The sequence below is a fragment of the Caulobacter sp. GW821-FHT10C03 genome (genome assembly GCF_059415485.1).
In genome coordinates this window covers 185135-210871 of record NZ_JBWKNI010000004.1, presented here as the reverse complement: position 1 = coordinate 210871, position 25737 = coordinate 185135, and the positions used below count along the sequence as shown (strand labels likewise).

The following is a 25737-nucleotide window of genomic DNA, read 5'->3' as shown; positions in this document are numbered from 1 at the left end:
GTCAGCTTGACCATGCCCGAAAGGGAACTCACCGCCTCCTGGCGTCCTTGTGATTGAAGCTTTCGCACGAACCCCGGTAGCCTGCCCGCATGGATAAACGCGTATTCCTCGTTCTGCTGCTGGCCGGTTGCGCCGACACGACCGTCAACGCGCCGCTGGCGCCGTCGACCCCGGTCGCCCCGCCGCCGAAGGTCTCCACGCCCGCCGCCCCGACCCAGCCGAGCGCCGTCACGGCGGTCGAGACCGGCGGCCAGGTCGCCGCCTTCAACGCCTGGCTGGCCGACTTCAAGCCCCGCGCCGTCGCCGCCGGCGTGCCGCAGGCGGTGGTCGATCGCGAGCTGGACGGCCTGACGCCCAACCCACGCGTCATCTCGCTGGACGGCCGCCAGCCGGAATTCTCCAAGCCGGTCGGCGACTACATCAAGGGCGTGATCAGCGACGATCGCGTGGCCGTGGGCCGCGCCAAGCGCGACGCCCTGCCCTTCCTGCCCACCGTCGAGAGCCGCTACGGCGTGCCGCGCGACATCCTGCTGGCCGTCTGGGCCATGGAATCGGCGTTCGGCAAGATCCAGGGCGACTTCGACGTCGTCCGCTCGATGGCCAGCCTCGCCGCCGACGGCCGCCGCCGCGCCTGGGCCGAGGGCGAGCTGATCGCGGTGCTGAAGATCATCGCCTCGGGCGAGGATCGCCGCGACCAGCTGAAGGGCTCGTGGGCGGGCGCGATGGGCCAGACCCAGTTCCTGCCGTCCAGCTATCTCTCCACCGCCGTCGACTTCGACGGCGACGGCCGCCGCGACATCTGGGGCAGCGACGCCGACAGCCTGGCCTCGGCCGCCAATCTGCTGGCCAAGGGCGGCTGGAAGCCGGGCGTGGGCTGGGCCAAGGAAGTGATCCTGCCGGCCGGCTTCGACTACAGCCTGGCCGAGGGTCCGCGCGAGGTTCCGTCGTGGTGGGAAGCCAAGGGCGTGAAGCGGGCCGACGGCCTGCCCTGGACGGCCGCTGACGCCGCATCGCCCGCCGGGCTGATCCTGCCCGCCGGCGCGGCCGGTCCGGCCTTCCTGGCCCTGCCCAACCACTTCGCGATCCGCAAGTATAACAACTCCACCTCCTACGCCCTGGGCATCGGCCTGCTGGCCGACCGCTTCGGCGGCGGCGGACCGCTGGTCGCGCCCTGGCCGGTGGAGCAGCCGCTGTCGCTGGCCGACCGCATGGCCGCCCAGATCGCCCTGGCGCGCCTGGGCTTCGATCCCGGCCCGGCCGACGGCGTCATCGGCGCCGGCACCCGCAAGGCCCTGCGCGCCTGGCAGCAGAGCCGCCAGCTGCCGGCCGACGGCTACCTGTCGTCGGACATGGTGGTGAAGCTCAAGGCCCAGGCGGCCATCTCCTGACCCCTCTCCCCTTGCGGGAGAGGGCAGCCCCACGGAGTGGGGTCGGGTGAGGGGTTTCTCAAACGCGAAACGCCGCGGCAGCTGTGCAGCTGCCGCGGCGTTTTTCGTGGGTGCGACCCCTCATCCGTCAGCTTCGCTGACACCTTCTCCCGCAAGGGGAGAAGGGCTTTACGCCGCCTGGCTGACCTGCGGCGGGAAGACGTCGTCCATGCGCAGATAGGTGATCAGGCGGGTGTCGACCGACAGGATGGCCTGCACGAAGCGCAGTTCGTCGGCGCCCATGTCCGGGGCCGGCTGCAGGTGGTCGCGGGTGATGGTGAAGGTTTCCGACACGGCGTCGACCAGGATGCCGGCCAGGCGGTCGTGGCACTCGACGACGACGATGACGTGGCGGGTTTCCGGGACGGTGACGCCCAGGCCCAGGCGGTTGCGCAGGTCGATGACCGGCATGATCGCGCCGCGCAGGTTGATGACGCCCTTGAGGAAGCCCGGCGCATGCGGGATCGGGGTCGCCGGGGTCCAGCCGCGGATCTCGCGGACGGTCTTGACGTCGATGCAGAACTCCTGCTCGCCGATGCAGAAGGAGATCAGCTCCAGGGCCGGTTCGGCTTGGTCGGTCATCAGGAAATCCCCGGGAATTGGAAGGCTTGCGCGGACGTCTCCGCTCGCCTGCCACAAGAGCCCGGGCGCCGTTTAACAACGGTTAATGCTGAAGTTTTCCGGTGGTTTTCAGGGCGAGGCGGATTGTCGCGCCCCTCCAGTGCTCAAGGAACGGGCGTCAGCTCGCCGCGCGCAGGCGCTTCTTGAGGAACATGGCCGCGTCGGCTTCGGCGAGAGCCGTCTCCGGCTCGGCGTTGGTCTCGATCTCGCGCACGCCGAACGAGACGTGCAGCGGGGCGCTCCACTCGCCGAACTGGACGGGCGTGTTGCGGATCGCACCGGCCAGGCTCTCGCCCTTCATCTCGGCGGTGGCCTTGTCGGCCTGGACCAGAAGCACGGCGAACTCGTCGCCGCCCATGCGGCCGACGATGTCGCTCTCGCGGACATTGGCCAGCAGGCGCTCGGCCACGGCCTTCAGCGCCGAGTCGCCGGCGGCGTGGCCGAAGCGGTCGTTGACGGCCTTGAAGTTGTCGAGGTCGAAGAACACCAGGCTGGCCGGCGAGCCGTAGCGCTGGGCGAAGGACGAGACGCGGCGCACCTCGCGCAGGAAGGCGCGGCGGTTCAGCACCGGAGCCAGCACGTCCATGTCGGCCAGGGTCTCGGCCTCGGTCAGGCGATACTTCAGGCGCGAGACTTCCGAGCGAAGATCGTCGATCTCGGTCATCAGGGTCTGCAGGGCGGCCTGCACCTGGGGCGTCAGGTCGGCGGGCTCCAGACCGAGAAAGCCGGCCTTGTCGACGGCCACGCTGCCGCGCGGCGCCGAGGACACGCCGGCGGCGTCGGCGAGCGCCCGGCGGCGGATCGCGGAGAAGGTTTCGGTGCGGGCGCCTGAGATCTTCATCGGAGGTGCAGCGAATCACTTTCGGTCAAGCTGAATGGAAATCTGCGTTTTCTCGTTAACCATGACAATGGCGGGCCGGGGCCGGCGCCAATACGCCGCAGGCGAGGGGCGGGGCGATCCGGGCGCGCCCCGGGCGCGTCAAACTCCGCGCAACCTGCGGAAGCGACATGAAAAACGTCCGAGAACGGGCTTTGGCCTGGGGATGCGACCCGCTATAAGGCGCGCGATTCAAGGGGCCGCCCTGGCGCCTTCGTCGTTCTAGGAAGACGCCGATGACCACGTCCGCGCCGCCTGTCGCCATCGTCATGGGCAGCCGCTCCGACTGGCCGACGATGAAGAAGGCGGCCGACGCCCTCGACGAGCTGGGCGTCGGCTACGAGGCCAAGGTCGTTTCGGCCCACCGCACGCCCCAGCGCCTCGTCGAATTCGCCACCGGCGCCAAGGCGGCCGGCTTCCAGGTGATCATCGCCGGGGCCGGCGGCGCGGCGCACCTGCCGGGCATGGTGGCGTCCATGACGCCGCTGCCGGTGCTGGGCGTGCCGGTGCAGTCCAAGGCCCTCAGCGGCCTCGATTCCCTGCTTTCCATCGTGCAGATGCCCGGCGGCATCCCCGTGGCGACCCTGGCCATCGGCGAGGCGGGCGCCAAGAACGCCGGCCTGCTGGCGGCCCAGATCCTGTCGCTGGCCGATCCCGCGCTCGCCGCCCGCCTGGACGCCCAGCGCGCGGCCCAGACCGACAGCGTCGCCGAAAGCGTCGAGGACTAAAGATCATGACCGCCTCTCCGGCTCTTCCCCTGCCCCCCGGCTCCACCCTCGGAATCCTCGGCGGCGGGCAACTGGGCCGGATGCTGGCCCAGGCCGCCTCGCGGCTCGGCTTCGACGTCGTGATCCTCGATCCCGAGGAGAACAGCCCGGCCGGCCGCGTCGCCGCCCGCCAGATCGTCGGCGCCTATGACGACCGCTGGTCGCTCAAGCGCCTGGCCGAGGCCTGCCAGGTCGTGACCTACGAGTTCGAGAACGTGCCGGCCGACACCGTCGCCGAGCTGACGGCCCTGGGCTGCGAGGTCGCGCCGGGCGCCGCTGCCCTGGCCGCCGCGCAGGATCGCGTCGTCGAAAAGACCTTCCTGGCCGAGATCGGCGTGCCGACCGTGGCCTTCGCCGCCGTCGACGACGAGGAAAGCCTGCTGGCCGCCGTCGCCAGGATCGGCGCGCCCAGCCTTCTGAAGACCCGGCGCGAGGGCTATGACGGCAAGGGCCAAGCCTGGATCCAGCGTCCGGGCGACGCCGTCGCCGCCTTCGAGAAGATCGGCCGCCAGCCGGCCATTCTCGAGGCCCCGGCCGATTTCGGCCGCGAGCTGTCGGTGATCGCCGCGCGCGGCCGCAACGGCGAGATCGTCTGCTATCCGCTGTCGGACAATCACCACGAGAGCGGCGTCCTGCGCCGCACGATCGCCCCGGCCAAGGTCACCCCGGCCGAGCGCGACCAGGCCGAATCCATCGCCGCCAAGATCCTCACCGCCCTCGACTATGTGGGCGTGATCGGGGTGGAGCTGTTCGAACTGGCCGGCGGCAAGCTGCTGGTCAACGAGTTCGCCCCGCGGGTGCACAACACCGGCCACTGGACCCAGGACGGCTGCGAGGTCGACCAGTTCGAGCAGCACATCCGCGCCGTCGCCGGCTGGCCCCTGGGCCCGACCGCTCCGCTGGCCCGGGTGGAGATGACCAACCTGCTCGGCCCCGAGGTCGACGCCTGGAAGAAGCTGGCCGCCGAGCCCGAGACCCGCATCCACCTCTACGGCAAGGGCGAGGCTCGGCCGGGCCGCAAGATGGGCCATGTGAACCGCCTGCGGCCTCTGGAGGGCTGAGATGGGCGGTCAGGTCACCATCGGCCTGATCGGCGGCATGAGCTGGGAAAGCTCGGCGCATTACTATCGACTGATCAACGAGGCGGTGCGGGCGCGGCGCGGGCCGACGGCGTCGGCCCAGTGCCTGCTGTGGTCGTTCGACTTCTCCGAAATCGAGGCCCTGCAGCACGCCGGCCGCTGGAGCGAGCTGGCCGAGCGGCTGGTCGAGGCCGGCAAGGCGCTGGAGCGGGGAGGGGCCGACTTTCTGGTCCTCTGCACCAACACCATGCACCGCCTGGCCGGAGAGCTTCAGGCGGCCGTCGACCTGCCGCTGCTGCACATCGCAGACCCGACCGGCGCGGCCATCCAGGCGGCGGGCCTGCGCAAGGTCGGCCTGCTGGGCACGGCCTTCACCATGGAGCACGCCTTCTATCGCGGACGGCTGGAGGAGCGCTTCGGGCTGGAGGTGCTGGTCCCGGAGGCGCAGGACCGCGCCCTGGTCCACCGGGTGATCTACGAGGAGCTGGTGGCCGGCGTGGTGCGCGAGGAGGCCCGCCAGGCCTATCGCCAGGTCATCGCCCGGCTGGTCGCGGCCGGCGCGGAGGGGATCATCCTGGGCTGCACCGAGATCATGCTGCTGGTCGGGGAGGGCGACAGTCCCGTCCCTGTGTTCGACACCACGACCCTGCACGCGCTGGCGGCCGTGGAGCGGGCGCTGGGCGGCTAGGTCCTTCTCCCCTTGCGGGAGAAGGTGTCGGCGAAGCCGACGGATGAGGGGTCTCTCAAAAGCAAGACGCGGCGCCCAGGCATTCCGCTGTCGCGGCGGACAGGGCTATCGACCCCTCACCCGACCCGCTTCGCGGGCCACCCTCTCCCGCAAGGGGAGAGGGATCAGCCTTTGGCGTAGCGCATCTTGGCCAGGGCGGTCAGGAACTCCGCCGCCAGGTTCGGCGCCTTCACGCCGGCCTTCCACTTCTCGAAGGCCATGACGCCGTCGATGCGGGCGTCCAGGTGCTTGAGCGCCGAGTCGCGGCCCGAGGCCAGGTCGACCGCCAGGGTCGAGACCAGGATCCCCGACAGGATGGCGCGCTTTGAATAGTGGTTCTCGTCGGTGGCCGTGTCGCCGGCCCAGCGCCACAGCTGGTCGGCGCTTTCCCACAACAAGGTGAGCGCCAGCGGCAGATTGGTCGGGAAGGCCAGGAAGGCGGCCCAGCGTCGGACGGCCTCGCTGTCGTGGGCGGCCGCGTCGATGCGGGCGATGACGCCCTCGCGAATCTTCTGGCGAATCTTCAGCGCCGCCGGATCGAGCTTGGCCAGCGTCGCCATGGCCTGGGCGTCGTGCCGGCGGGCCAGCAGGGCGGCCAGGTCCCGCGGGCCCTGGGGCAGCAGAAGATCGGTCTCGCCGGGCGACAAACCGGCCGCGGCGGCGGCCGCGCGGGTCAGGGCCGCGTTCCAGCCAAGGCGCGGCGACAGGCGCAGGGCCTCGTCCAGCACCTTCTGTTCGGCCTTGTCGGCCCAGTCCTGCGTGGCTTTGGTCGCGGCGTCGCTCATGAATCCGAGTCTACACCGGTGTTTAGCGCTCGTCGCGCATGGACACGCGCCCTCGCCTCTGCTATCTGCCGCCCCTCGTCGCCCGGAAGCACCCCTTTCAGGGCGTAAGGTTTTTATTCGCCCGCCCGGCCCCTCAAGAGGGACTTGGGAAATTGGTCGGGCCGTCGAATGGAGAGTCACCCCTGGTCCAGATTTTCGTCCGCGACAACAACGTCGATCAGGCCCTCAAGGCCCTGAAGAAGAAGATGCAACGCGAAGGCTCGTTCCGCGAGATGAAGCGTCACGTGCATTATGAAAAGCCCTCGGAAAAGCGCGCCCGTCAAAAGGCCGAAGCTGTCCGTCGCGCTCGCAAGCTGGCCCGCAAGCGCGCTCAGCGCGAAGGCCTGCTGCCGATGCCGAAGAAGGCTACGCGTTAAGAGCGCCGTCGAGGCGCGGATCTTCGCGCCTCCGCGTTCCACGCACCCGAAAACAGACGAAACCCGCGCCGGGCGACCGGCGCGGGTTTTGTTTTGCCTGGAGTCCTGTTTGCCCTCTCGACGAGGGCCGGAAGCTCGCCTAGGTTTCGCCTCCGGAACAAGAGGGGAACGCGCATGGGCGGCGACATCCGCATCGGCATCGGCGGCTGGACCTTCGAGCCCTGGCGCGGCCACTTCTATCCCTCCGACCTGAAGCAGAAGGACGAGTTGGCCTACGCCAGCCGCCAGCTGACGGCGATCGAGATCAACGGCACCTACTATTCCAGCTTCAAGCCCGACAGCTGGCGCAAGTGGCGCGACGAGACGCCCGACGACTTCGTGTTCGCGGTGAAGGCCTCGCGCTTCACCACCAACCGCAAGGTGCTGGCCGAAGGGGGCGAGTCGGTCGGTAAATTCCTCGACCAGGGCCTGACCGAGCTCGGCGACAAGCTGGGGCCGATCCTCTGGCAGTTCATGCCGACCAAGAAGTTCGACGAGGCCGACTTCGGGGCGTTCCTAGGCTTGCTGCCCAAGGAGAAGGACGGCGTGCGCCTGCGCCACGCCGTGGAGGTGCGCAACGACACCTTCATGACCCCGGCCTTCCCGGCGCTTCTGAGGGCGCACGGCGTGGCCGGCGTCTACGCCAAGCACTTCGACTATCCGGAGTTCGCCGACGAGACGGCCGACTTCGTCTATGCCCGCCTGCAGACGGGCTCCGACGAGGTGGCCACGGCCTATCCGGAACCGGAGCTGGATGACTGGGCGTCTCGCCTGAAGACTTGGTCGCGGGGCGAGCGCCCCGGCGACCTGTCGCGCATCGACAAGGACGCAGCGCCCGTCGCCGACAAGCGCGACGTCTTCGCCTTCATCATCCACGAGGGCAAGGTCAACGCGCCCCACGGGGCCAAGGCGCTGATCGAGAAGGTCCGCTGATCCTTCTCCCCTTGCGGGAGAAGGTGTCATCCGAAGGATGACGGATGAGGGGTCTCTCAGACGCAAAACGCCGCGACAGCTGAACAGCCGTCGCGGCGTTTCTGTCTGTGCGACCCCTCACCCGACCCGCTTCGCGGGCCACCCTCTCCCGCAAGGGGAGAGGGGTCAGGAAGAAGCGGCCGCCGCCATCTCGCGCCAGCCCTTGGCCTCCTTGCGGAAGCGCGGGTGGGTCTTGGACAGGCGCTTGTCGAGTTCGGCCAGGGCTTCGCGGGCCTCGGTCTTGCGGCCGGTCTCGCCCAGGAACACGGCGTAGCGCGCCATGCCCTCGAAGCCCGGCAGGTGGGCGGCGGCCCAGCGCAGGGAGACGTCGGCCTCCTCGGTGCGGCCCAGGGCCGCCTGGGCCCGTCCCAGGGCCAGGGCGGTCTGCGGGGTGCGGCTCTTGACGCCCTGTTCGCCCAGGGCCTCCAGCAGCGGCAGGGCCTCGGCGGCGCGGCCAAGCTCGATCAGGCTGTTGGCGCGGGCCAGCATCAGGGCCGGATCGTCGGCATAGTGGCCCTGCAGGGCCTGGGCGTAGATCCGCTCGGCTTCCTCGTGCTTGCCCAGGCTCGTGGCGGCGGCGGCCAGGCGCGAGAGGTTGGTGACGGTCGGCGCGTCCTCGGCGTCGCGGCTGGCCTCGCGGTATTCGCGCTGCGGGTCCAGCGCCTGGCGGGCGGCGGCCTTCATCTGCTGGGCCTTGGTCCCGCCCATGAACTCCGGCGCGACGATGGCCAGCAGATAGACGATCCCGCCCAGCGGCTGGAACATCAGGATGATGAACAGCCAGTACATGGCCTGGCCCGAGCGCACGACGTGAACACAGAGGGCGATCGAGAAGATCAGCGACAGGCCGAAAAGCGGGATCATCGAAAGGGCTCCAGGACGTCCCGGCTATGTGTGGCGCGAGGGCCGCCGCGTCAATCGGTGGGATGGCCGTCCAGGACGCGCGGGGGTGCGCGGCCGCTTGATGGGCAATCTGGGGACTAACCGGCAGGCGGGGACTTGTGCTTCAGTCTTGTCACAGTATTCTCCCTATATTGCGAGACGGTATCCCAAAAGATGGGATTTGCTCTCCGCTGACATAAGCAGACCGGGAAAACCGGCGCTTTGGGTTGGAAACATAAGGCGGGCCGCCGAGCGGCGCCGCCGTCAGGAGGGACCTATGTCGTCATCATCCTTGCGTAACCTGCGTGCGGGCGTGTCCATCGCCGTCCTGGCGGTCGCGGCCCTGGGAGCGGTGAACGCTCAGGCCCAGACGGCCGCCCCGCCCGCCGGCGAGACCACCGAAAACGCCGTCGAGGAGGTGATCGTCACCGGCTTCCGCGAGAGCCTGCGCAGCGCCCTCTCGGTCAAGCGTCAGTCCTCGGGCGTGGTCGACGCCATCAAGGCCGAGGACATCGCCGACTTCCCTGACGCCAACCTCGCCGAGTCGATCCAGCGGGTGCCGGGCGTGTCGATCACCCGCGTGGCGGGCGAGGGCCGCACGATCACCGTGCGCGGCCTGCCGCCCAGCTTCACCCGCGTGCGCATCAACGGCATGGAGGCCCAGTCGACCAGCGGCGCGACCACCAGCGACCGGGGCGCGAACCTGGGCCGGGGCTTCGACTTCAACACCTTCGCCTCGGAGCTGTTCAGCGGCATCACCGTGCGCAAGTCGGCCCAGGCCGAGGTGATCGAGGGCTCGCTGGGCGCCACGGTCGATCTCGACATCGCCAAGCCGCTCGACCAGAAGGGCCGCACCCTCGTTTTGGGTGGCTCGCTGGGCTACAACGACCTGTCCGAGAAGATGGACAAGAAGTTCACCGCCGTGGCCGGCGACCGCTGGGACACCGCCTGGGGCGAGTTCGGCGCCCAGGCCTCTCTGGCCTTCAGCAAGCGCAAGTTCCTCGAGGACCAGTGGGGCTCGGGCGGCTGGAACCCGGCGACGATCGACGGCGGCTTCTGCACGCCCGTGGGCCGCACGGCGCAGAACCCGGCCACCGACCCGGCCACCGGCGCCGACGCCCTGAACTGCGCCACCGGCGTGGCCCGCCCGGCGGCCAACGACACCCTCTACGACCTTGGCAACCAGACCACCGTCTTCTTCCCGCGCCTGCCGCGCTACGGCCGCTTCCACCACGACCAGGAGCGCACCGGCGCCACCCTGGCCCTGCAATGGAAGCCTAACGACCGCACCTCGTTCGGCTTCAACGCCCTCTATTCGAAGTACGACGTGGTGCGCGAGGAAAATTGGCTGGAAGGCTTCTCCTTCGCCCGCGCCATCAGCCAGAACGGCAAGCCGCAGACGGCCATCCGCGAGCTGATCCTGCGCAACGCCGGAACCAGCAGCACCGCCGGGATCAATTTCGGCAAGACGGTCTACGACGTGGCCTATGGCCGCTTCGACGGCGTCGACGTGCGCTCCGACACCCAGCACGACGAATTCCAGAACGTCTTCCAGCAGTACACCTTCACCGGCAAGCACGAGCTGACCGACAGCATCACGCTCACTGGCCTGATCGGCTATTCGAAGTCGGACTACGACCAGCCGGTCACCACGACGATCATGTTCCAGCGTCCCAACACGAGCATGACCGTCGACTTCCGCGAGGATCGCGACCAGCCGACCATCACCCACGGCTTCAACGTCGCCGACGCCAGCCTCTACACCTTCGGCACCGGCAACGCCGAGGTGCGGCTGTCGCAGATCTTCACCACCAACATCTACAAGACCGCCGAGGCCAACCTCGCCTGGCGGGTCGACGACGACCTGACCATCAAGTTCGGCGGCCACTTCCACGAGTTCTCGTTCGACACCTCGGCCTTCCAGCGCTCGAACAACTTCCTGGTGCCCAACCTGACCACGGCCCAGTTGCAGGCCGTGACCAAGGTGGTCGAGGGCTTCGGCGGCCACGGCATCAAGAGCGGCGTGTTCCCCAGCAGCTGGGCGACCATCGACTACGACAAGTTCGTCGCCGACCAGAACCTCTACAGCAAGACCGGCATGTACGCCCTGATCCCCAACACGGGCGGCATCCGGCGCGTGGAGGAGAAGGTCTCCTCCGGCTATCTGCAGGCCGACCTGAAGACCGAGATCGGCGGCCTGCCGGTGCGCGGCGACGTCGGCTTCCGCATCGCCAAGACCGAGCTGTGGGCGCGCGGCTACCAGATCGGCTCGACCCGGGTGACCGCCGAGAACGACTATCTCGACGTGCTGCCGGCCCTGAACGTGGCCTTCGACCTGCGCGACGACCTGGTGCTGCGCTTCTCGGCCGCCAAGGTCGTGTCGCGGCCCGACCTGACCTTCCTGTCGCCCGGCGGCAGCCTGAACCTGACCGGCACGCCGTCGATCACCTCGGGCAACCCCGACCTCGACCCGATCCGCGCGACCACCTTCGACATCGGCGGCGAATGGTACTTCTCGCAAGGGTCCGTGCTGAGCGTGGGTCTGTTCTACAAGGACATCGACACCTACGTGCAGAACCAGTCGCAGCAGATGAGCTTCCGCCAGACGGGCCTGCCGCTGAGCCTGCTGGGGACTTCGCAGCTCGACCCGGACAACACCCTGTTCACGGTCACCCGTCCGGTGAACACGCCCGGCGGGCCGCTGAAGGGCTTCGAGATCAACTACCAGCAGGCCTTCACCTTCCTGCCGGGCCTGCTGCGCCATACCGGCGCGCTGGTGAACTACACCTATGTCGACTCGACCATCGACTACTTCCTGGCCGACGGCAGCGTCACCACCAACGATCTCGTGGGCCTGTCCAAGAACGCCTACAACGCCACGATCTACTACGAGGACGACAAGTTCAGCGCCCGCCTGTCGGCGTCGTACCGCGACAAGTCGATCGTCGCCCTGCCGGCCAACAACCCCTACCAGGACGTCGAGGGCTACGACGCCAACCTGACCTTCGACATGGCCGCGTCCTACCAGATCAACGACAAGTTCAAGCTGTCGCTGGAAGGGCTGAACATCTTCGACCGCTTCAATCGGCAGTACATCGACTCCGACCGCGACAGCACCTTCGTCTACACCCACACGGGCCGGCAGTTTAATCTGGGGCTGCAGTACCGGTTCTGATGAAAGGACCCCTCTCTCATGGAGAGAGGGAGGGGCCCGCGCCGCAGGCGTGGGAGGGGGAGAGGTTTCACCCTGTCCGAACCAAGCGCGAACCCGCCAACCGCGCCTCTCTAGGCCTTGTGCCTAGGGGCCAGGTTTCCGCCGTTGAGATCTTCGAACGGTGCGCCCCCACGTTGGCGGCGCTTTCTCGAAAGTCGCCGCGCCTGGCGCATTCATGGATCCTCGCCACGAGGGCGAGGAAGGCAGGGATTTGAAGGCCGTCTCGAAAGGGGCGGCCTTTCTTCTTGCTCGCAGGGGAACGCGCCGAGGTTTCCCGGCAAGCAGTGAAACCTCTCACCCTCCCATGGCTTCGCCATGGGCCCCTCCCTCTCTCAAAGAGAGAGGGTTCAGGAGCGCGGCTTCTTTGGATCGGCCTTGGGCGACGGGGCCAGGCGAAGCACCTCGGCCTGGTAGCGTTCGTCGTCGCCGGCGGCGGCGAAGGGCAGGGCGTCGCAGAGGGCGTCCAGCAGCGGGTCCAGCCACTGGTGCTCGACCTTGTGGAAGTCGCCCAGCACATAGTGCATGACCATGTCCTTGTCGCCGGGATGGCCCACGCCGATGCGGCCGCGGCGGAAGGCGTCGCCGATCTGGCTGGTGATCGAGCGGATGCCGTTGTTGCCGGCAGCCCCGCCGCCGGCCTTCATCCGGAAGCGGCCCGGGGCCATGTCGATCTCGTCGTGGAAGGCGATGACGTCTGCGGGCTTCAGCTTGAAGAACTTCATGGCCTCGCCCACGGCGCGGCCGCTCTCGTTGTAATAGGTCTTGGGCTTGAGCAGCAGCAGCTTGACCGGCCCGTTCGGGGTGTCGACCTGGCCCTCGCAGGCCAGCCCCTGGAAGCGCGCGCGCCACGGCGCCGTGCCCCACTTGCGGGCCAGGGCGTCGACGGCCATGAAGCCGACGTTGTGGCGGTTCTTCTCGTACTTGGGCTCGGGATTGCCGAGGCCGGCGAGGATCAGCATCGCGCGGTGCTCACGTATTCAAACGAAAACGGGCGGACCCGAAGGTCCGCCCGCTTCCTAGATCAGTTCGGTCGGAAGACCGAGCCCGGATCAGCCTTCGACGGTGGTGTCGCCGGCGCCCGACTGGGCCGAGGCCGAGGCCTTCAGGGTCGCGATCACGAAGTCGCGGTCCACGGCCGGCTTCACGCCTTCCGGCAGCTTCACTTCCGAGATGCGGATGGTGTCGCCGATGTCGTGGTCGGCCAGGTCGATGATCAGCTCTTCCGGGATCTGGTCGGCCGGGCAGGCCAGCTCGACGGTGTGACGGATGACTTCCAGCGAGCCGCCCTTCTTCAGGCCGACCGAGGTTTCGTGGTTCTTGAAGTGCACCGGCACTTCGATCTTGATCAGCTGGTGCTCGCTGACGCGGTACAGGTCGAAGTGGACCGGCTCGTCGGTGACCGGGTGGAATTGCACGGCCTTGGCGATGACCGATTGCTTGTCTTCGCCGTGCTGCAGCGTGACCAGGTGGCCGAGCAGCTTGCCGGTGTAGAGCGCCTTGCGGAATTCGTTGACCTTCACCGCGACGTTCACGGGATCCTTGTCGCCGCCGTACAGCACGCCCGGGACCAGGCCGGCGCGGCGGGTTTCACGAGCGCCGCCGGTGCCGGCGCGGTCGCGGATTTCAACGTTCAGGATGATCTCGGCCATGTCAGTTCTCTCTTGAGGGCCAATGCCCTCGAAATGCGAAATCGCCGCACAGGACCAGATTGCCCCGCTCGGTCGACGTTTTCAGGAGGGCGCCCAATACACGAAGAGGGCCGCCGGTGCAATCCGGCGGCCCTCTTGTGTGAGCGCGCCAGGGTTAGGTGTGGGCGGCTAACCCGCCCGGGCGCGCTCTGATGTTTGGACCTAGAGCCTGCTTGGCAGGCTCTAGGCGAAAGGTCTGAAGGATCAGGCCTTCTTCTTCTTGGCGGCCGCGGGCTTGGCGGCGGGCTTCTTCTTGGCGGTCGGCTTTTCCGGCGGCGGGGGCGGCAGCGGCTCGACCGGCATCGGCGCGCCCGAGGCCTTGATCACGCAGGCGCCGGTGTCGATCATGATGTGCTGGCCAAGGCAGAAGATGTCCTCGTAGTGCGGCTTGGACACGGCCAGGCACTGATAGAGGTTCAGCTTGGCCATGTTCAGGCACGAGCCGGCGTTGGGCTCGGCCATGATGGCCTCGATGGTCGGCAGGTTCTCGTCGCCGGCGGCGCCCAAGGCCGCGAGTGCGGCGACCGCCAGGCTGCGGATGACCAGCGGGCGATAGGGCGGCGGAGCCGAGCGCGGGCCGGACGGGATGGTCGAGGCCAGGGCCGCGTCGATGCTGGCGGCTGGGCTGGCGGCCGGGGCGGCGGGCGGCGGCGGGGCGCTGACGGTGGCCAGCGAGGCCTGCTGCAGCTGGGCCACGTCGGCGGTGTCGGCCAGGGCCGGGGTGGCCGAGGCCGACTTGGCGTAGGCCAGGCGGCCGTCGCGATCGGTCACGGCGGCCTTCGACCAGGTCGCGCGTTGCACGTCGTAGGCGGCCTGCTTCACCTTCTTGCCGGCGTCGTAGACCTTGAGGCCGTCGGCGCCGAGGGTGTCGATGATGCGGGCGGCGGCGGTGTCGCTGCCCTTGAAGCCGACGGCGTAGGCCGGGTCGGCGATCAGTTGGTTGATGACCTGCTGGCGCTGGGCCGGATCGGCGGCGAAGGCGCGCACCGAGGCCACGAAGGTCGGGTCCTGCAGGGCCAGCACCGCGCCGTACGACATGGCGCCGCTGAGGAAGTGCTTCTGCTCGTAGCCGACGCCGACCTTCAGCGAGGCCTGGATCTGGTCGCCGTTCTGGAAGTCGGGCGTGATGGAGCCGGCGCGCTGCATGTAGCCGCGGAAGGCGCTGGCGCGCTCGACCACCTTGTTCGACAGGGTGATCGGCGGCGGAGCCGGCGGGGCCTGGACGACGGGCGGCGGCGGGGGAGGCGGCGGGGTGCTGCAGCTGGCCAGGACGGTGGCCGCGGCGATCGCGACCGCCGTCAGAGCGGCGCGCGGACGCAGGTTGGAAAGCATGCTGACGACATCCCCGTGTAGATGGAGCCGGCATAACATCGCCGGCGGGCGACATTGTGACAGTCAGTCCGTTAACCAGACTTTGACAAGCGGGGCTGTGTCGCGATTTCCGCGAGAGCGCGGATTCCGTTGGATATTTTCCCGACGGAAAATGTGGCGCCGATGTGGCGGAGAGGTTTGGGGGTTAACTGCTCGGACCGCCCCACCCCCGTAAAATCCCCGCAAAAGCGGGGACCCAGGCGTTTTATCGTCGAGCGCCTAGGGTTTCAGAAAAAGCCTGGGCCCCCGCTTTCGCGGGGGTTTTACGGTTTGAGAGAACCGGGATGCCGATCAGTCGAACAGCTTCGACACCGACTCTTCGTTGGCGATCCGGCGGATGGCCTCGCCGATCAGCGGGGCGCACGAGACGTAGCGGATCTTCGGGCAGGCCTTGGTGGTGTCCGAGGCCTCGATCGAGTCGGTGACCACCAGCTCGGTCAGGACCGAATTGGCCACGCGGTCGGCGGCCGCGCCCGACAGCACGCCGTGGGTCACATAGGCGCTGACCGAGGTCGCGCCGTTGGCGATCAGGGCGGCGGCGGCGTTGCACAGGGTGCCGGCCGAGTCGGCGATGTCGTCGAACAGGATGCAGCGGCGGCCGGCGACGTCGCCGATGATGTTCATCACTTCCGACTGGCCCGGACCCGAGCGGCGCTTGTCGACGATGGCCAGGTCGGCGTCGTCCAGGCGCTTGGCCAGGGCGCGGGCGCGCACCACGCCGCCGACGTCCGGCGAGACGACCATCAGGTCGTCGCCCAGCGGGTAGTTCTTGATGATGTCGTCGGCCAGCAGGCGCGAGGGCAGCAGGTTGTCGGTCGGGATGTCGAAGAAGCCCTGGATCTGGCCGGCGTGCAGATCCATCGTCAGCACGCGGTCGGCGCCCGAGCGGGTGATCAGGTTGGCGACCAGCTTGGCCGAGATCGGGGTGCGGCCGCCGGTCTTGCGGTCCTGACGAGCGTAGCCGAAGTAGGGCAGCACCGCAGTGATCCGCTTGCCCGAAGCCCGTTTCAGGGCGTCGATGCAGATCAGCAGCTCCATCAGGTTGTCGTTGGCCGGGTAGCTGGTCGACTGGATCACGAAGACGTCCTCGCCGCGGACGTTCTCGTCGATCGTGACGAACACCTCGAGGTCGGCGAACCGGCGCACCTGGGCGCGGGTCAGCGGCATGTCGAGGTACTCCGCGATGGCCTGGGCCAGCGGACGGTTGGAGTTGCCGGACAGCAGCTTCATTTTGGATTCTCGGTGGGGGGACGCCGTTGCCGGGCCTTCTAGCAGCGATCCGCCCCGGGGCAACCCGCTTAAGCCCGCTGGTTGCGCTTCATGACCATTTCGTGTCGTTCAGGCCGCACAGCCCCGTCCTTCTCCCCTTGCGGGAGAAGGTGTCGCCGAAAGGCGACGGATGAGGGGTCTCTCAGAAATCGAACGCCGCACCCCGTCGGTCCGTTTTCGCGGCGGACAGGGCTTTCGACCCCTCACCCGACCTCCCTCCGGGAGGCCACCCTCTCCCGCAAGGGGAGAGGGTCATCCTTCCAGCATGATCGCCGACAGCAGCCGGCCGTAATCCTTCTGGCCGTTCAGCACCGCGCGGCGGTTGGAGAAGAAGTGGTCGCCCTCGGCGCAGGTGTCGCGGCCGATCCATTCGCGCTGCTCGATGCCGGCGGTCTCGATGCGGTCGAGCACGAAGGACGGCAGGTCGAACATCCGCTTGTCGTCGGCCTTGCCCGGCTTGAAGAACCGCTTGGAGCCGGGGCAGTCGGCCTCGAACCGGTGCAGGAACTCCAGGCCCACTTCGTAGGAGTCCGGGCCGATGCAGGGGCCGACGGCGGCGACCATGCGTTCGGGGCGGGCGCCGAGCTCGACCATGGAGTCGACGGCGGCCTGGACGACGCCGTCCAGCGCCCCGCGCCAGCCGGCGTGGGCGGCGGCCACGATGCGGGCCTCGGGATCGACGATCAGCACCGGAGCGCAGTCGGCGTGCAGGGCGCCGCAGACCACGCCCGGCGTCTTGCTGACCACGGCGTCGCCCTGCGGCCGAGCGTCGCCCCACGAGCCGTCGGCGACGATGGCGATGGTCGAGTGGATCTGGAAGCAGGTGTTGAGGTCTTCGCGGTCGACGCCGAACCAGCCGGCGGCGCGGGCGCGGTTCTCGATCACGTCGGCCGGCTCGTCCTGGCTGCCGCGGCCGACGTTGAGGCTGTCGTAGAGGCCCTGCGAGACGCCGCCGTTGCGGGTGAAGAAGGCGTGGCGCAGGCCGGGCACGGTCGCCAGCAGCGATGACTGGACGGTGGGGATGTGAGCTTGCGTCATGCCTCGTCCTCGAAGAGCGGGGCGGCCAGCCCCGGCGCGCTCAGGCACGCGACCTTGAAGAGATCGCCCATCTGCGCCGCTCCGGTCAGGCGATCAAGCTGTCTTGCGATCATGTCGGCGCGATCGGGCCGCGCGGCCGCCAGCGCCTGGGCGCGGGCCTCGATGCCCAGGGCGCGCAGGAACTCGCCTTGGGTGATCACCGGCGGGGCCTCGGCCCCGGCCTCGCGGGCGGCGTCCAGCACCGACGGGAAGTCGGCCCAGACGGTCAGGTCGGCCTGGCCGGGATTGTCCAGCGGGCCTTCCTTCCTGTGGGCGCGCAGGGCCTGCAGGGTGTCGCCCGGCTCGGGCGTGGCGCGGCCGTAGTCGATCAGCAGCGCCGCGCCGCCGTCGCGGGCCAGGCGGTGGCCGATCTCCGAGCCCAGGGCGGCCTGGGCGGGCGAGGATTCGAGGATGGAGCCGACGGCAAGATCCTCCCCCCCTGGGGGAGGTGTCGACGAAGTCGACGGAGGGGGAAGAATCCCAGGCTCGGCGGCGGCTGAAAACGCCCCCCCTCCGGCCCTTCGGGCCACCTCCCCCAGGGGGGGAGGATTTAGTTTGCGCAGCCCGAACGCCAGTTCCCCGTCCTCGCCGAGCCCCACGACCCGTTCGGCCCAACCGTCGGCGGTCTTCACGAACTGTCGCGCCGGCAGGCAGTCCAGCAACTCGTTGGCGACCAGCAGCAGCGGCGTGTCGGCCGGAACCTCTTCCAGCCGCCCGGCCCAACGCACCGACGCCCCGGCCAGCTTGGCCTCCTGCGCCGCGCGCAGCACCGGCGATACCTCGACCAGCCACAGGTCGGCGGCCTGCAGGAACGGCGGCAGCAGGCGGGCGGCGCGCAGGATGTCGCTCATCAGCGTGCCGTCGCCGGGACCCATCTCGACGAGGCGGAACGGCGCGGGGCGGCCCAGGCGGTCCCAGGTCTCCATCAGCCACAGGCCGATCAGCTCGCCGAACATCTGGCTGACGCCGGGGGCGGTGACGAAGTCGCCCTCAGGACCCAAGGCGGGCCGGTTGGCGTAGTAGCCGTCGCGGGGGTCGTGCAGGCAGCGGGTGAAGTATTCGGGAACGCTGATCGGCCCGTCCTGGGCGATCTGGGCCTTCAGGCGGTCGAGCAGCGCGGGTCGTGCGGGGATCAAGACGCGGCCGGCTCCTGGGAAGCGACCGGGACGACGGGCTCCTTCAGCGCCCGCCAGACCAGCCAGGCGCCGATCAGCAGCATCGGGGTCGACAGCAGCATGCCCATGGTCAGGCCCAGCGGGAAGTTGGGCATGAAGGCGTCGGGCTGGCGCACGTTCTCGAGGCTGGCGCGGAACAGGCCGTAGCAGAGCATGAACAGGCCCACGAGCCCGCCGCGGCGCTGCAGGAAGGCGAAGCGGTGGGTGGCCAGGCGCAGGACCACGAACAGGACCAGGCCTTCCAGCGCCGCCTCGTACAGCTGGCTGGGATGGCGCGGCAGGTCGCCGGCCACGCAGGCGCCGCCTTCGAGGGCGCGGATGCGAGCGTTGCAGAACACCACGCCCCACGGAACGTCGGTGACCCGGCCCCAAAGCTCGCCGTTCACGAAGTTGGCCAGGCGGCCGAACAGCAGGCCCAGCGGCGCGACCGGCGCCACCAGGTCGCCGAGCTTGAGCAGGTCGATCTTGTTGCGGCGGGCGAACAGGATCACCGCGGCGCAGACGCCCAGGAACCCGCCGTGGAAGCTCATGCCGCCGTTCCATACCTGCAGGATCTCCAGCGGCTTGGTCCAGATCAGCGAGGGGCTGTAGAACAGCACGTAGCCCAGGCGACCGCCCAGGATGATGCCGAGCGTGATCCACAGCACCAGGTCGTCGATCTGCTCGGGCGTGGCGGTGGGCGTGCGGCCGCCCCACAGCCGAGAGGTCTTCACCAGCCGCACGGCGTACTGCCAGCCCAGCAGGATGCCGGCGACGTAGGCCAGGGCGTACCAGCGGATCGCCAGCGGGCCGAGGTGGATCAGGACGGGGTCGAATTCCGGAAAGATCACGCCGCGCGGCTCCGATCGGGACAGTTGGTCGCAGGCATAGCGGGTTACCAGTTCGCTTTCATCCCCCGCTCACCATATAAAGGACGTCAGGCGATTTGCGCCCATCCGGAACGACGATGCACAGCCAGAACCCTTTCCTCGACGAGTTCGCCAAGTTCACCCAGGCCGCCATGGGCATCGCCCAGACCGCGGGCGACGAAGCCAAGACCGCCTTCCGCTCGCAGGCTGACCGCTGGGCGGCCGAACTGGATCTGGTGCGTCGCGACGACCTCGAAGTCCTGAAGGCCCAGGTCGCGGCCCTGCAAGCCGAAGTGGCCGCCCTGAAGGCCGAAAAGGCCGCCGCCGAACCCGCCTCGCCCGCCCCGAAAGCCGCCCCCAAGGCTGCCAAGAAGACCGCTCCGAAGGCGGACGGAACTTCCGGGAAGGGCGAATAAGCACGCTTTTTGCTCGCTTGGAGCGTGAACGCTGTTGTGGCGAAACGCGCGAAGCAGCTTAGACTCCATTCTCGTGGGCGACACCCGGCGGGTCCCACGCCCGTCATCGCCCCTGGGGGCCAAAGGTTCTGATGGACACCCAACCCGACGACGACGTCCTGCTGGCGCTGGATCCCCTCGAGGTGGTCGAGCACGTGCTGGCGGCGGAAAACCTGACCTTCGACCGGACGGAAGACGGCGATCTCGCCTTCGCCCTGACCGGCGACTGGAAGGATTACGAGCTGTGGTTCGCCTGGCGTCCCGAGGCTGATTGCCTGCAGCTCTGCCTGTCGCTGGACCTGCGCGCCTCCAAGACCAAACGCCCGGCGGCCTACGAGCTGCTGTCGATGATCAACCAGCGCGTCTGGCTGGGCCACTTCGAGGTCTGGACCGATGACGGCGAGGTGGTCTTCCGTCACGCCCTGGCCCTGCCCTCGGGCGAGCGCCCGACCATGGCCCAGGCCGCCTCGATGATCGACGCGGCGGTGGAAGCCGCCGACCGCTTCTATCCGGCCTTCGACTTCCTGCTGCACGGCGCCAAGACCCCCGACCAGGCCATGGCCGCCTGCATGTTCGAGACCGTCGGTCAGGCCTGATCCCCTTCTCCCCTTGCGGGAGAAGGTGGCGCGAAGCGCCGGATGAGGGGTCTCTCAGACTTCTGACGCCGCGACAGCCGAACCGCTGTCGCGGCGTTTCTGTTTGCGCGACCCCTCACCCGACCTCCTTCGGAGGCCACCCTCTCCCGCAGGGGGAGAGGGATCATTCTGGTGGTGACGCCGCCGTCCAGCCGCGCTAAGCGCCCAGCGCACACTGTGACGCGGGAGCTTCGCCCATGACCCCCATCCTTCTGCTCGGCGCGGGCCGCATGGGCGGCGCCCTGATCGAGGGCTGGCGCAGGACGGGGGCGTTCTCGTCGGCCGACCTGATCGTCCGCGACCCGGCGGCGACCGCCGAGGGCTTTCCCGGCGCGCTCGTGAACCCGCCGCTGGAGGCGCTCGCCGCCGCCAAGGTCGTGCTGCTGGCGGTCAAGCCGCAGATCTGGCGCGAGGCGGTCAAGGACGTGGTTCCCCATCTGGCCCCCGACGCCATCATCGTCTCGATCGCCGCCGGGGTGCGGGCGGCCGACATTTCCGAAGTCTTCGGCGGCCGGCGCGTGGCGCGGGTGATGCCGACCACGGCCGTGGCCATCGGCCAGGGCGCGGCCAGCCTCTACGCCGACACGCCCGAAGCCCTGGACGCCGCCAAGGCGCTGTTCGCCCCCGTCGCGGCGACGGTCGAACTGGCCGACGAACAGCTGATGCACGCGGCCACCGCCGTCTCGGGTTCGGCCCCGGCCTATCTCTACGCCTTCATCGAGGCCCTGGAAGCGGCCGGCGCCGGCCAGGGCCTGACGCCCGAAGACAGCGCCCGCCTCGCCCGCGCCACCATCGCCGGCGCCTCGGCCCTGCTGGCCCAGGGCGGCGAAGAGCCGGCCGAACTGCGCAAACAGGTCACCTCGCCCGGCGGCACCACGGCCGCGGCCCTGTCGGTGCTGATGGGCGAGGGCGGTTTCGGGGATCTGCTGCCGCGCGCGCTGGCGGCCGCCGTGAAGCGCTCGGAAGAGCTGGGCTCCTGATCCCTCTCCCTTGCGGGAGAGGGTGGCCCTGCGGAGCAGGGTCGGGTGAGGGGTCTCTCAAAAATCAAACGCCGCGACAGCCGATCAGCCGTCGCGGCGTTTTTCGTGGGTGCGACCCCTCATCCGTCGGCCTTCGGCCGCCACCTTCTCCCGCAAGGGGAGAAGGATCATTTCGTCACGTCCACCAGCGCCTGCGCCGGCTTGCCCCGTTCCGCCGCCACGAACTCCACCGCCCGCACGATGTGGTCGGCGAATTCGCCGCCGAGCAGGCGGGTGTGGCTGGCGCCGGCCACGTGGTCGACATAGCCGTGCTGCGAGGCGTGGGCCGGGGCGGCCTGCATGTCCTTCCATTGCACACGGTCGCCGACCCGCGCCCCGGCGGTGACCACGGCCACTGGCCATTCGGGCGAGAAGGGCGGCTCGGCGCCGGCCTGGGCCGAGGATTCGGCCCACAGCTCGACCTCGGCGGCCGAGGTGCGGTTATGGCGGCCGTTGGCGAAGCCCCAGCGCTTCTCGGCCTTGGCGTCGGGCGGCAGGCCGATCTTGTCGCCCAGGGGGGTATAGACCAGCGGCTTGTAGAGCCCCGCCGAGGCCCCCAGCGCCGCCGCCCGCGAGGCGAACACGAACGAGCTGAGGAAGCGCTTGGCCAGTGGGAGCTGCGCCGCCTCGGGCGTGGCGGCGTCGACCAGGACGAGGCCCGCCACCTGGCTGGGATTGCGGCCGGCGTATTCGCGCAGGCGCAGGCCGGCCATCGAGTGGCCGACCAGGATGAACGGGCCCTTCTCGCCCGAGGCGGCGACCAGCTTCTCGAAGTCGGTGACGATGGCCAGGCCGTCGCGCGGGTCCGGACCGGGCGGGGAATAGCCCATGCCGGCGCGGTCATAGGCGCAGGCGCGCCAGCCGGCGGCGGCCAGGGCGTCCTGGGTGGCGCCCCAGTCGGCGGCGAAGCCGAAGGCCCCGGCCTCCAGCCACACGGTCGGGCGATCGGTGCGGGCTTCGCCCTCGCAGACCAGGCGCAGGGTGCGGCCCTCGCCGATATCGACCTGGGCGCCGCGTGGCGGCTTGGATCCGACTCCGGCCATCACGCCGCCCGCCGCGACGAAGGAAACGTAGAGCAGGGTGAAGGCGGCAAGGGCGCGTCCGGCGTGCTTGAGCATGGCTCTCAATGTAGGGGCGCGGCGGCGTTCGTCGAGGGGCTGGTGCGGCTTCTCGGCGCGGTTTCCTTCGGACGGATCAATCCCTAGACTCGCGGGCATGCGTCGCGCCCTTTCCGCCCTGCTGCTGGTCGTCGCCCTGGCCTCTTCCGCCGGGGCGCAGACGAGCGCCCAGACGAGCGCGCGCTCGACCGGTTCGCCGGCCGCCGAGACGCCCGCGCCCGCGCCGCTTCCGCCGCTGTTCTCGCCCAAGCCGCCCGAGCGCGACATCCCTGCCTGCAAGGCCGCCTGCGCCAAGACCTACTATTTCTGCCGCGCCAACGCCGACGACGACAGCTGTCCCAGCGAGTGGTCGCGCTGCAACGTGCGCTGCTCGGCCAGCTTCGTCCGGCCGTCGGGTTTGTCGGGGAACTAGATCCTCCCTCTCAGGGGGAGGGTCTTATCGACAGATCCTCTTGCTCCGCGCCCGGAACGGGGATCAAATCCTGACGGGGCGTCATCGACGCCGCTGGGAGTCGCGCTCATCGATGTCGAACATCGCCTATTTCCCCGCCATGCCGCCGCGCGAGGACAATCGCCCGGGCAAGCGCGAGCGCACCAAGACCGCCAACCGCCAGGCCATTCTCGACGCGGCCCGCCAGGTGTTCGGCGAGTTGGGCTATGACGGGGCCACGGTGCGCGACATCATCCGCCTGACCGGTTTGGCCTCGGGCACCTTCTACAACTACTACAAGTCCAAGGAGGAGGTGTTCGACGCCCTCGCCGACGACGGGGCGCGGCGCTTTCGGCCGCTGCTGCGCGTGGAGTTCGAGAAGGCGACCGACTTCGCCTCGTTCCTGCGCGGGGCCATGCGGGCCTATTTCGACTTCCTGGCCGCCGAGCACGAGACCTGGCGGGTCAACCGCCCGGCCGGCGAGACCCATCCGCAGGTGCGCTCGACCCCCGAGGTCACCGCCGTCTTCGGCGAGGTGCGCGAGGCCTTCGAGCGGGTGCTGGAGCGCGAGCACGCCCCGCCCGTCGATCTCGACTACCTGACCGCCGCCTGCATCGCCGTGGCCCGCGAGGTCGGCGACAAGATGCTGGAGCGCCGGCCGATGGACACGCAGGGCGCCACAGCCTTCGCGGTCGGCCTGATCCTCGGTGGCCTGCCGGCCCTGCCCAGGCCCTAGCGGCCGACCCTTTCTCCCGACTTTCAGAAGAAAAGAGCCCCCGAATGGCCGACGTCCAGAAGCTGGTCCTCAAGACGATCCTGTCGCTGCCGACCCCGATCCTGCGGGCGCTGAGCGGCGGGGGCGTGGTCTATCGCGGCGGGCGCACGCTCGATCCGCGCTTCCAGTTCTTCGCCCATGCGGCCCAGGGCCTGCCGTCGATGACCACCCTGGCCCCGGAAGAGGCCCGCGCCGCCAGCGCCAAGGGACTGGCGGCGGTGTCTGGTCCGCCCGAACCCGGCGTGCGCACTGAGAGCCTCAACATCGACGGTCCCGGCGGACAGATCCCGCTGCGCGCCTATCGCCCTGCCGAGCAGGACAGCGCCGCGCCGCTGATCGTCTTCGCCCACTTCGGCGGCGGGGTGATCGGGGACCTGGAGACCTGCCACGCCTTCTGCGGAATCCTGGCGCGCGTGGCCAAGACCGCCGTGCTGTCGGTCGACTATCGCCTGGCCCCGGATCACCGCTTCCCGGCCGGCCTGGACGACGTGCTGGCCGCCTGGCGCTGGGGCCGCGACAACGCCGCCCGCTTCGGCGCGGCGCCGGGCCAGGCGGCGATCGGCGGCGACAGCATGGGCGGCAACTTCTCGGCCGTGCTGGCCCAGGAGATGAAGCGGACGGGCGAGGCCCAGCCGGCCTTCCAACTGCTGATCTATCCGGCCGTGGATGTGGCCAGCGAAACGCCGTCGATGAGCCTCTACGCCGACACCTATCCGCTCAGCCGGCCGATCATGGAATGGTTCATGGCCCACTACATGGGGCCGGAAGCCGACCCGGCCGATCCGCGCCTGTCGCCGGACAAGACGCAGGACCTGTCGGGCCTGGCCCCGGCCATCGTCGTCACCGCCGGCTTCGACCCCCTGGTCGACCAGGGCGAGGCCTATACCAAGCGCCTGATCGCCGCAGGCGTGCCGACCGTCTACCGCTGCTACGACAGCCTGGCGCACGGGTTCACGGCCTTCACGGGCGCGGTCCCGGCGGCCGATGCGGCCTGCCGCGAGATCGCGGCGCTGGTGCGGGCGGAGATCGAGAAGTGAAGCCCTTCCCCCTCGATGGGGGAAGGTAGAGTGAGGGCGCTCGTCGTCGAGGCTCTGGCGCCGGACTTCGCCGGCTGCGCCGTCCGCGAGGTCCCGACGCCGACGGCCGGACCCGGCGAGGTCCTGGTCCGCATCAAGGCCGCCAGCGTCAACTTCCCCGACCTGCTGATGACCCGCGGCGAATACCAGCTGAAGCCGTCCCTGCCGTTCACCCCCGGCCTCGACTTCGCCGGCGAGGTCGCTGGACTGGGCGAGGGCGTAGAGGGCCTGGAGATCGGCGCGGCGGTGGTCGGCGGGGCGCGCACCGGGGCGTTCGCGGAGTTCATCGTCGTTCCCGCCAAGGCCCTGAAGCCCAAGCCCGCGCGGCTGTCGTTCGGCGAGGCGGCGTCCTATGGCGCGGCCTATCTGACGGCGCGGGTGGCGCTGGTGCGGCGGGCGAACCTACAGCCCGGCGAATGGCTGCTGGTCCATGGCGCGGCCGGCGGCGTGGGGCTGGCGGCGGTGGACCTGGCCAAGGCCATGGGCGCGCGGGTGATCGCGGCCTCCGCCTCGGACGACAAGCTGGCGCAGATCGCGCGGCTCTACGCCCCTGACGCGACCGTCAACGTCACAGGCGGCTTCCGCGATCGGGTGAAGGAGATCACCGGCGGGCGCGGGGTGGACGTGGTCTACGACCCCGTGGGCGGCGACGTCTTCGACGAGAGCCTGCGGTGCCTGGCCTTCGACGGGCGACTGCTGGTGATCGGTTTCACCTCGGGCCGGATCCCGACCGTCTCGGCCAATATTCCGCTGATCAAGGGGATCTCGGTTATGGGCGTGCGGGCCGGCGAATACGGCCGCCAGTTCCCCGAGCGTGGCGCCGAGGATCAAGCCGCCGTCTGGGCCATGGCCGACGCCGGAACGATCCGGCCGCACGTGCATGCGCAGGTTCCGCTGGAGCGCTGGCGCGAGGCGTTCGACCTGTTAGCGGAGCGGCGGGTGGTGGGCAAGGCGGTGATCGCGCCGTAGTTCGAACCTCTCCCTCCCTGAAAAAC

At 69.5% G+C, this 25737-nt stretch carries 26 protein-coding genes; 14 read left to right on the top strand and 12 right to left on the bottom strand.

What is annotated here, in order from left to right:
• Positions 1-89 precede the first annotated feature (89 nt).
• Positions 90-1388: a lytic murein transglycosylase gene (locus AC07NG_RS06905; RefSeq protein ID WP_492855831.1), complete on the top strand. Its 1299-nt coding sequence runs from the start codon at positions 90-92 to the stop codon at positions 1386-1388.
• Between the two features lie 168 nt (positions 1389-1556).
• Here AC07NG_RS06905 and AC07NG_RS06900 read toward each other — a convergent pair whose 3' ends face one another.
• Positions 1557-2012 (bottom strand): chemotaxis protein CheW, encoded by a 456-nt coding sequence (locus AC07NG_RS06900; protein WP_199228406.1) that lies wholly within the window; start codon positions 2010-2012, stop codon positions 1557-1559.
• A gap of 154 nt (positions 2013-2166) precedes the next feature.
• The gene (locus tag AC07NG_RS06895; protein ID WP_110119418.1) at positions 2167-2889 is read right to left on the bottom strand and encodes a GGDEF domain-containing protein; all 723 of its coding nucleotides are present in this window, start codon (positions 2887-2889) and stop codon (positions 2167-2169) included.
• Between the two features lie 272 nt (positions 2890-3161).
• On the opposite strand from AC07NG_RS06895, the gene purE reads away from it, so the two are divergent.
• The 3 genes from purE to AC07NG_RS06880 are packed head-to-tail and all read left to right on the top strand — an operon-like array spanning position 3162 to position 5459.
• Complete coding sequence (purE, locus tag AC07NG_RS06890) at positions 3162-3653, top strand: 5-(carboxyamino)imidazole ribonucleotide mutase (protein WP_492855830.1); 492 nt, start codon at positions 3162-3164, stop codon at positions 3651-3653.
• Between the two features lie 5 nt (positions 3654-3658).
• On the top strand, positions 3659-4753 hold the full coding sequence (locus AC07NG_RS06885) for a 5-(carboxyamino)imidazole ribonucleotide synthase (RefSeq protein ID WP_492855829.1): 1095 nt from the start codon (positions 3659-3661) through the stop codon (positions 4751-4753).
• Between the two features lies 1 nt (position 4754).
• Positions 4755-5459 (top strand): aspartate/glutamate racemase family protein, encoded by a 705-nt coding sequence (locus tag AC07NG_RS06880; RefSeq protein ID WP_494592882.1) that lies wholly within the window; start codon positions 4755-4757, stop codon positions 5457-5459.
• Positions 5460-5623: 164 nt separating this feature from the next.
• Here AC07NG_RS06880 and AC07NG_RS06875 read toward each other — a convergent pair whose 3' ends face one another.
• Entirely contained in the window at positions 5624-6283 is a 660-nt protein-coding gene (locus tag AC07NG_RS06875; protein ID WP_494592880.1) for a COQ9 family protein, read from the bottom strand.
• Positions 6284-6465: 182 nt separating this feature from the next.
• On the opposite strand from AC07NG_RS06875, the gene rpsU reads away from it, so the two are divergent.
• Both rpsU and AC07NG_RS06865 read left to right on the top strand, forming a co-directional pair.
• Complete coding sequence (gene rpsU, locus AC07NG_RS06870) at positions 6466-6699, top strand: 30S ribosomal protein S21 (RefSeq protein ID WP_487292076.1); 234 nt, start codon at positions 6466-6468, stop codon at positions 6697-6699.
• A 174-nt stretch (positions 6700-6873) separates the two neighbouring features.
• On the top strand, positions 6874-7671 hold the full coding sequence (locus tag AC07NG_RS06865; RefSeq protein WP_494592878.1) for a DUF72 domain-containing protein: 798 nt from the start codon (positions 6874-6876) through the stop codon (positions 7669-7671).
• Positions 7672-7836: 165 nt separating this feature from the next.
• On the opposite strand, the gene AC07NG_RS06860 is transcribed toward AC07NG_RS06865, so the two are convergent.
• The gene (locus AC07NG_RS06860) at positions 7837-8574 is read right to left on the bottom strand and encodes a tetratricopeptide repeat protein (protein WP_492855825.1); all 738 of its coding nucleotides are present in this window, start codon (positions 8572-8574) and stop codon (positions 7837-7839) included.
• A 295-nt stretch (positions 8575-8869) separates the two neighbouring features.
• On the opposite strand from AC07NG_RS06860, the gene AC07NG_RS06855 reads away from it, so the two are divergent.
• Positions 8870-11767 carry a TonB-dependent receptor gene (locus tag AC07NG_RS06855; RefSeq protein WP_494592876.1) on the top strand — a complete coding sequence of 966 codons (2898 nt, stop codon included), beginning with the start codon at positions 8870-8872 and terminating at the stop codon, positions 11765-11767.
• Between the two features lie 386 nt (positions 11768-12153).
• On the opposite strand, the gene pth is transcribed toward AC07NG_RS06855, so the two are convergent.
• From pth to lgt, 7 genes are all read right to left on the bottom strand, one after another.
• The gene (gene pth, locus AC07NG_RS06850) at positions 12154-12765 is read right to left on the bottom strand and encodes an aminoacyl-tRNA hydrolase (RefSeq protein ID WP_494592874.1); all 612 of its coding nucleotides are present in this window, start codon (positions 12763-12765) and stop codon (positions 12154-12156) included.
• Positions 12766-12855: 90 nt separating this feature from the next.
• Positions 12856-13455, bottom strand: a complete 600-nt coding sequence (locus tag AC07NG_RS06845; protein ID WP_487292051.1) for a 50S ribosomal protein L25/general stress protein Ctc — start codon at positions 13453-13455, stop codon at positions 12856-12858.
• Positions 13456-13698: 243 nt separating this feature from the next.
• Positions 13699-14826 (bottom strand): hypothetical protein, encoded by a 1128-nt coding sequence (locus AC07NG_RS06840; RefSeq protein WP_494592872.1) that lies wholly within the window; start codon positions 14824-14826, stop codon positions 13699-13701.
• 330 nt (positions 14827-15156) lie between these two features.
• Positions 15157-16095 (bottom strand): ribose-phosphate pyrophosphokinase, encoded by a 939-nt coding sequence (locus AC07NG_RS06835; protein WP_487292053.1) that lies wholly within the window; start codon positions 16093-16095, stop codon positions 15157-15159.
• A gap of 291 nt (positions 16096-16386) precedes the next feature.
• On the bottom strand, positions 16387-17172 hold the full coding sequence (pgeF, locus tag AC07NG_RS06830) for a peptidoglycan editing factor PgeF (protein WP_494592870.1): 786 nt from the start codon (positions 17170-17172) through the stop codon (positions 16387-16389).
• On the bottom strand, positions 17169-18347 hold the full coding sequence (locus tag AC07NG_RS06825; RefSeq protein WP_494592867.1) for a class I SAM-dependent methyltransferase: 1179 nt from the start codon (positions 18345-18347) through the stop codon (positions 17169-17171). The genes pgeF and AC07NG_RS06825 overlap by 4 nt, the downstream gene beginning before the upstream one ends.
• A complete protein-coding gene (gene lgt / locus AC07NG_RS06820) occupies positions 18344-19216 on the bottom strand; it encodes a prolipoprotein diacylglyceryl transferase (protein WP_494592865.1) in 873 nt (290 codons plus the stop codon). The genes AC07NG_RS06825 and lgt overlap by 4 nt, the downstream gene beginning before the upstream one ends.
• 116 nt (positions 19217-19332) lie before the next feature.
• Here lgt and AC07NG_RS06815 point away from each other — a divergent pair, with 116 nt between their 5' ends.
• From AC07NG_RS06815 to proC, 3 genes are all read left to right on the top strand, one after another.
• A complete protein-coding gene (locus AC07NG_RS06815; protein ID WP_494592863.1) occupies positions 19333-19650 on the top strand; it encodes an accessory factor UbiK family protein in 318 nt (105 codons plus the stop codon).
• Positions 19651-19781: 131 nt separating this feature from the next.
• The gene (locus tag AC07NG_RS06810) at positions 19782-20285 is read left to right on the top strand and encodes a type III secretion system chaperone family protein (protein WP_110120074.1); all 504 of its coding nucleotides are present in this window, start codon (positions 19782-19784) and stop codon (positions 20283-20285) included.
• A 236-nt stretch (positions 20286-20521) separates the two neighbouring features.
• On the top strand, positions 20522-21304 hold the full coding sequence (gene proC / locus AC07NG_RS06805) for a pyrroline-5-carboxylate reductase (protein ID WP_494592860.1): 783 nt from the start codon (positions 20522-20524) through the stop codon (positions 21302-21304).
• A gap of 167 nt (positions 21305-21471) precedes the next feature.
• Here proC and AC07NG_RS06800 read toward each other — a convergent pair whose 3' ends face one another.
• Positions 21472-22461 carry an alpha/beta hydrolase gene (locus AC07NG_RS06800; protein ID WP_494592858.1) on the bottom strand — a complete coding sequence of 330 codons (990 nt, stop codon included), beginning with the start codon at positions 22459-22461 and terminating at the stop codon, positions 21472-21474.
• A gap of 97 nt (positions 22462-22558) precedes the next feature.
• On the opposite strand from AC07NG_RS06800, the gene AC07NG_RS06795 reads away from it, so the two are divergent.
• The 4 genes from AC07NG_RS06795 (at position 22559) to AC07NG_RS06780 (ending at position 25711) form a co-directional block, all read left to right on the top strand.
• Positions 22559-22873 carry a hypothetical protein gene (locus AC07NG_RS06795; protein ID WP_494592856.1) on the top strand — a complete coding sequence of 105 codons (315 nt, stop codon included), beginning with the start codon at positions 22559-22561 and terminating at the stop codon, positions 22871-22873.
• Positions 22874-22985: 112 nt separating this feature from the next.
• A complete protein-coding gene (locus AC07NG_RS06790; protein WP_492855815.1) occupies positions 22986-23627 on the top strand; it encodes a TetR/AcrR family transcriptional regulator in 642 nt (213 codons plus the stop codon).
• A gap of 44 nt (positions 23628-23671) precedes the next feature.
• On the top strand, positions 23672-24703 hold the full coding sequence (locus AC07NG_RS06785) for an alpha/beta hydrolase (RefSeq protein WP_494592854.1): 1032 nt from the start codon (positions 23672-23674) through the stop codon (positions 24701-24703).
• Between the two features lie 30 nt (positions 24704-24733).
• Complete coding sequence (locus AC07NG_RS06780) at positions 24734-25711, top strand: NADPH:quinone oxidoreductase family protein (protein ID WP_494592852.1); 978 nt, start codon at positions 24734-24736, stop codon at positions 25709-25711.
• The last annotated feature ends 26 nt before the right edge of the window (positions 25712-25737 follow it).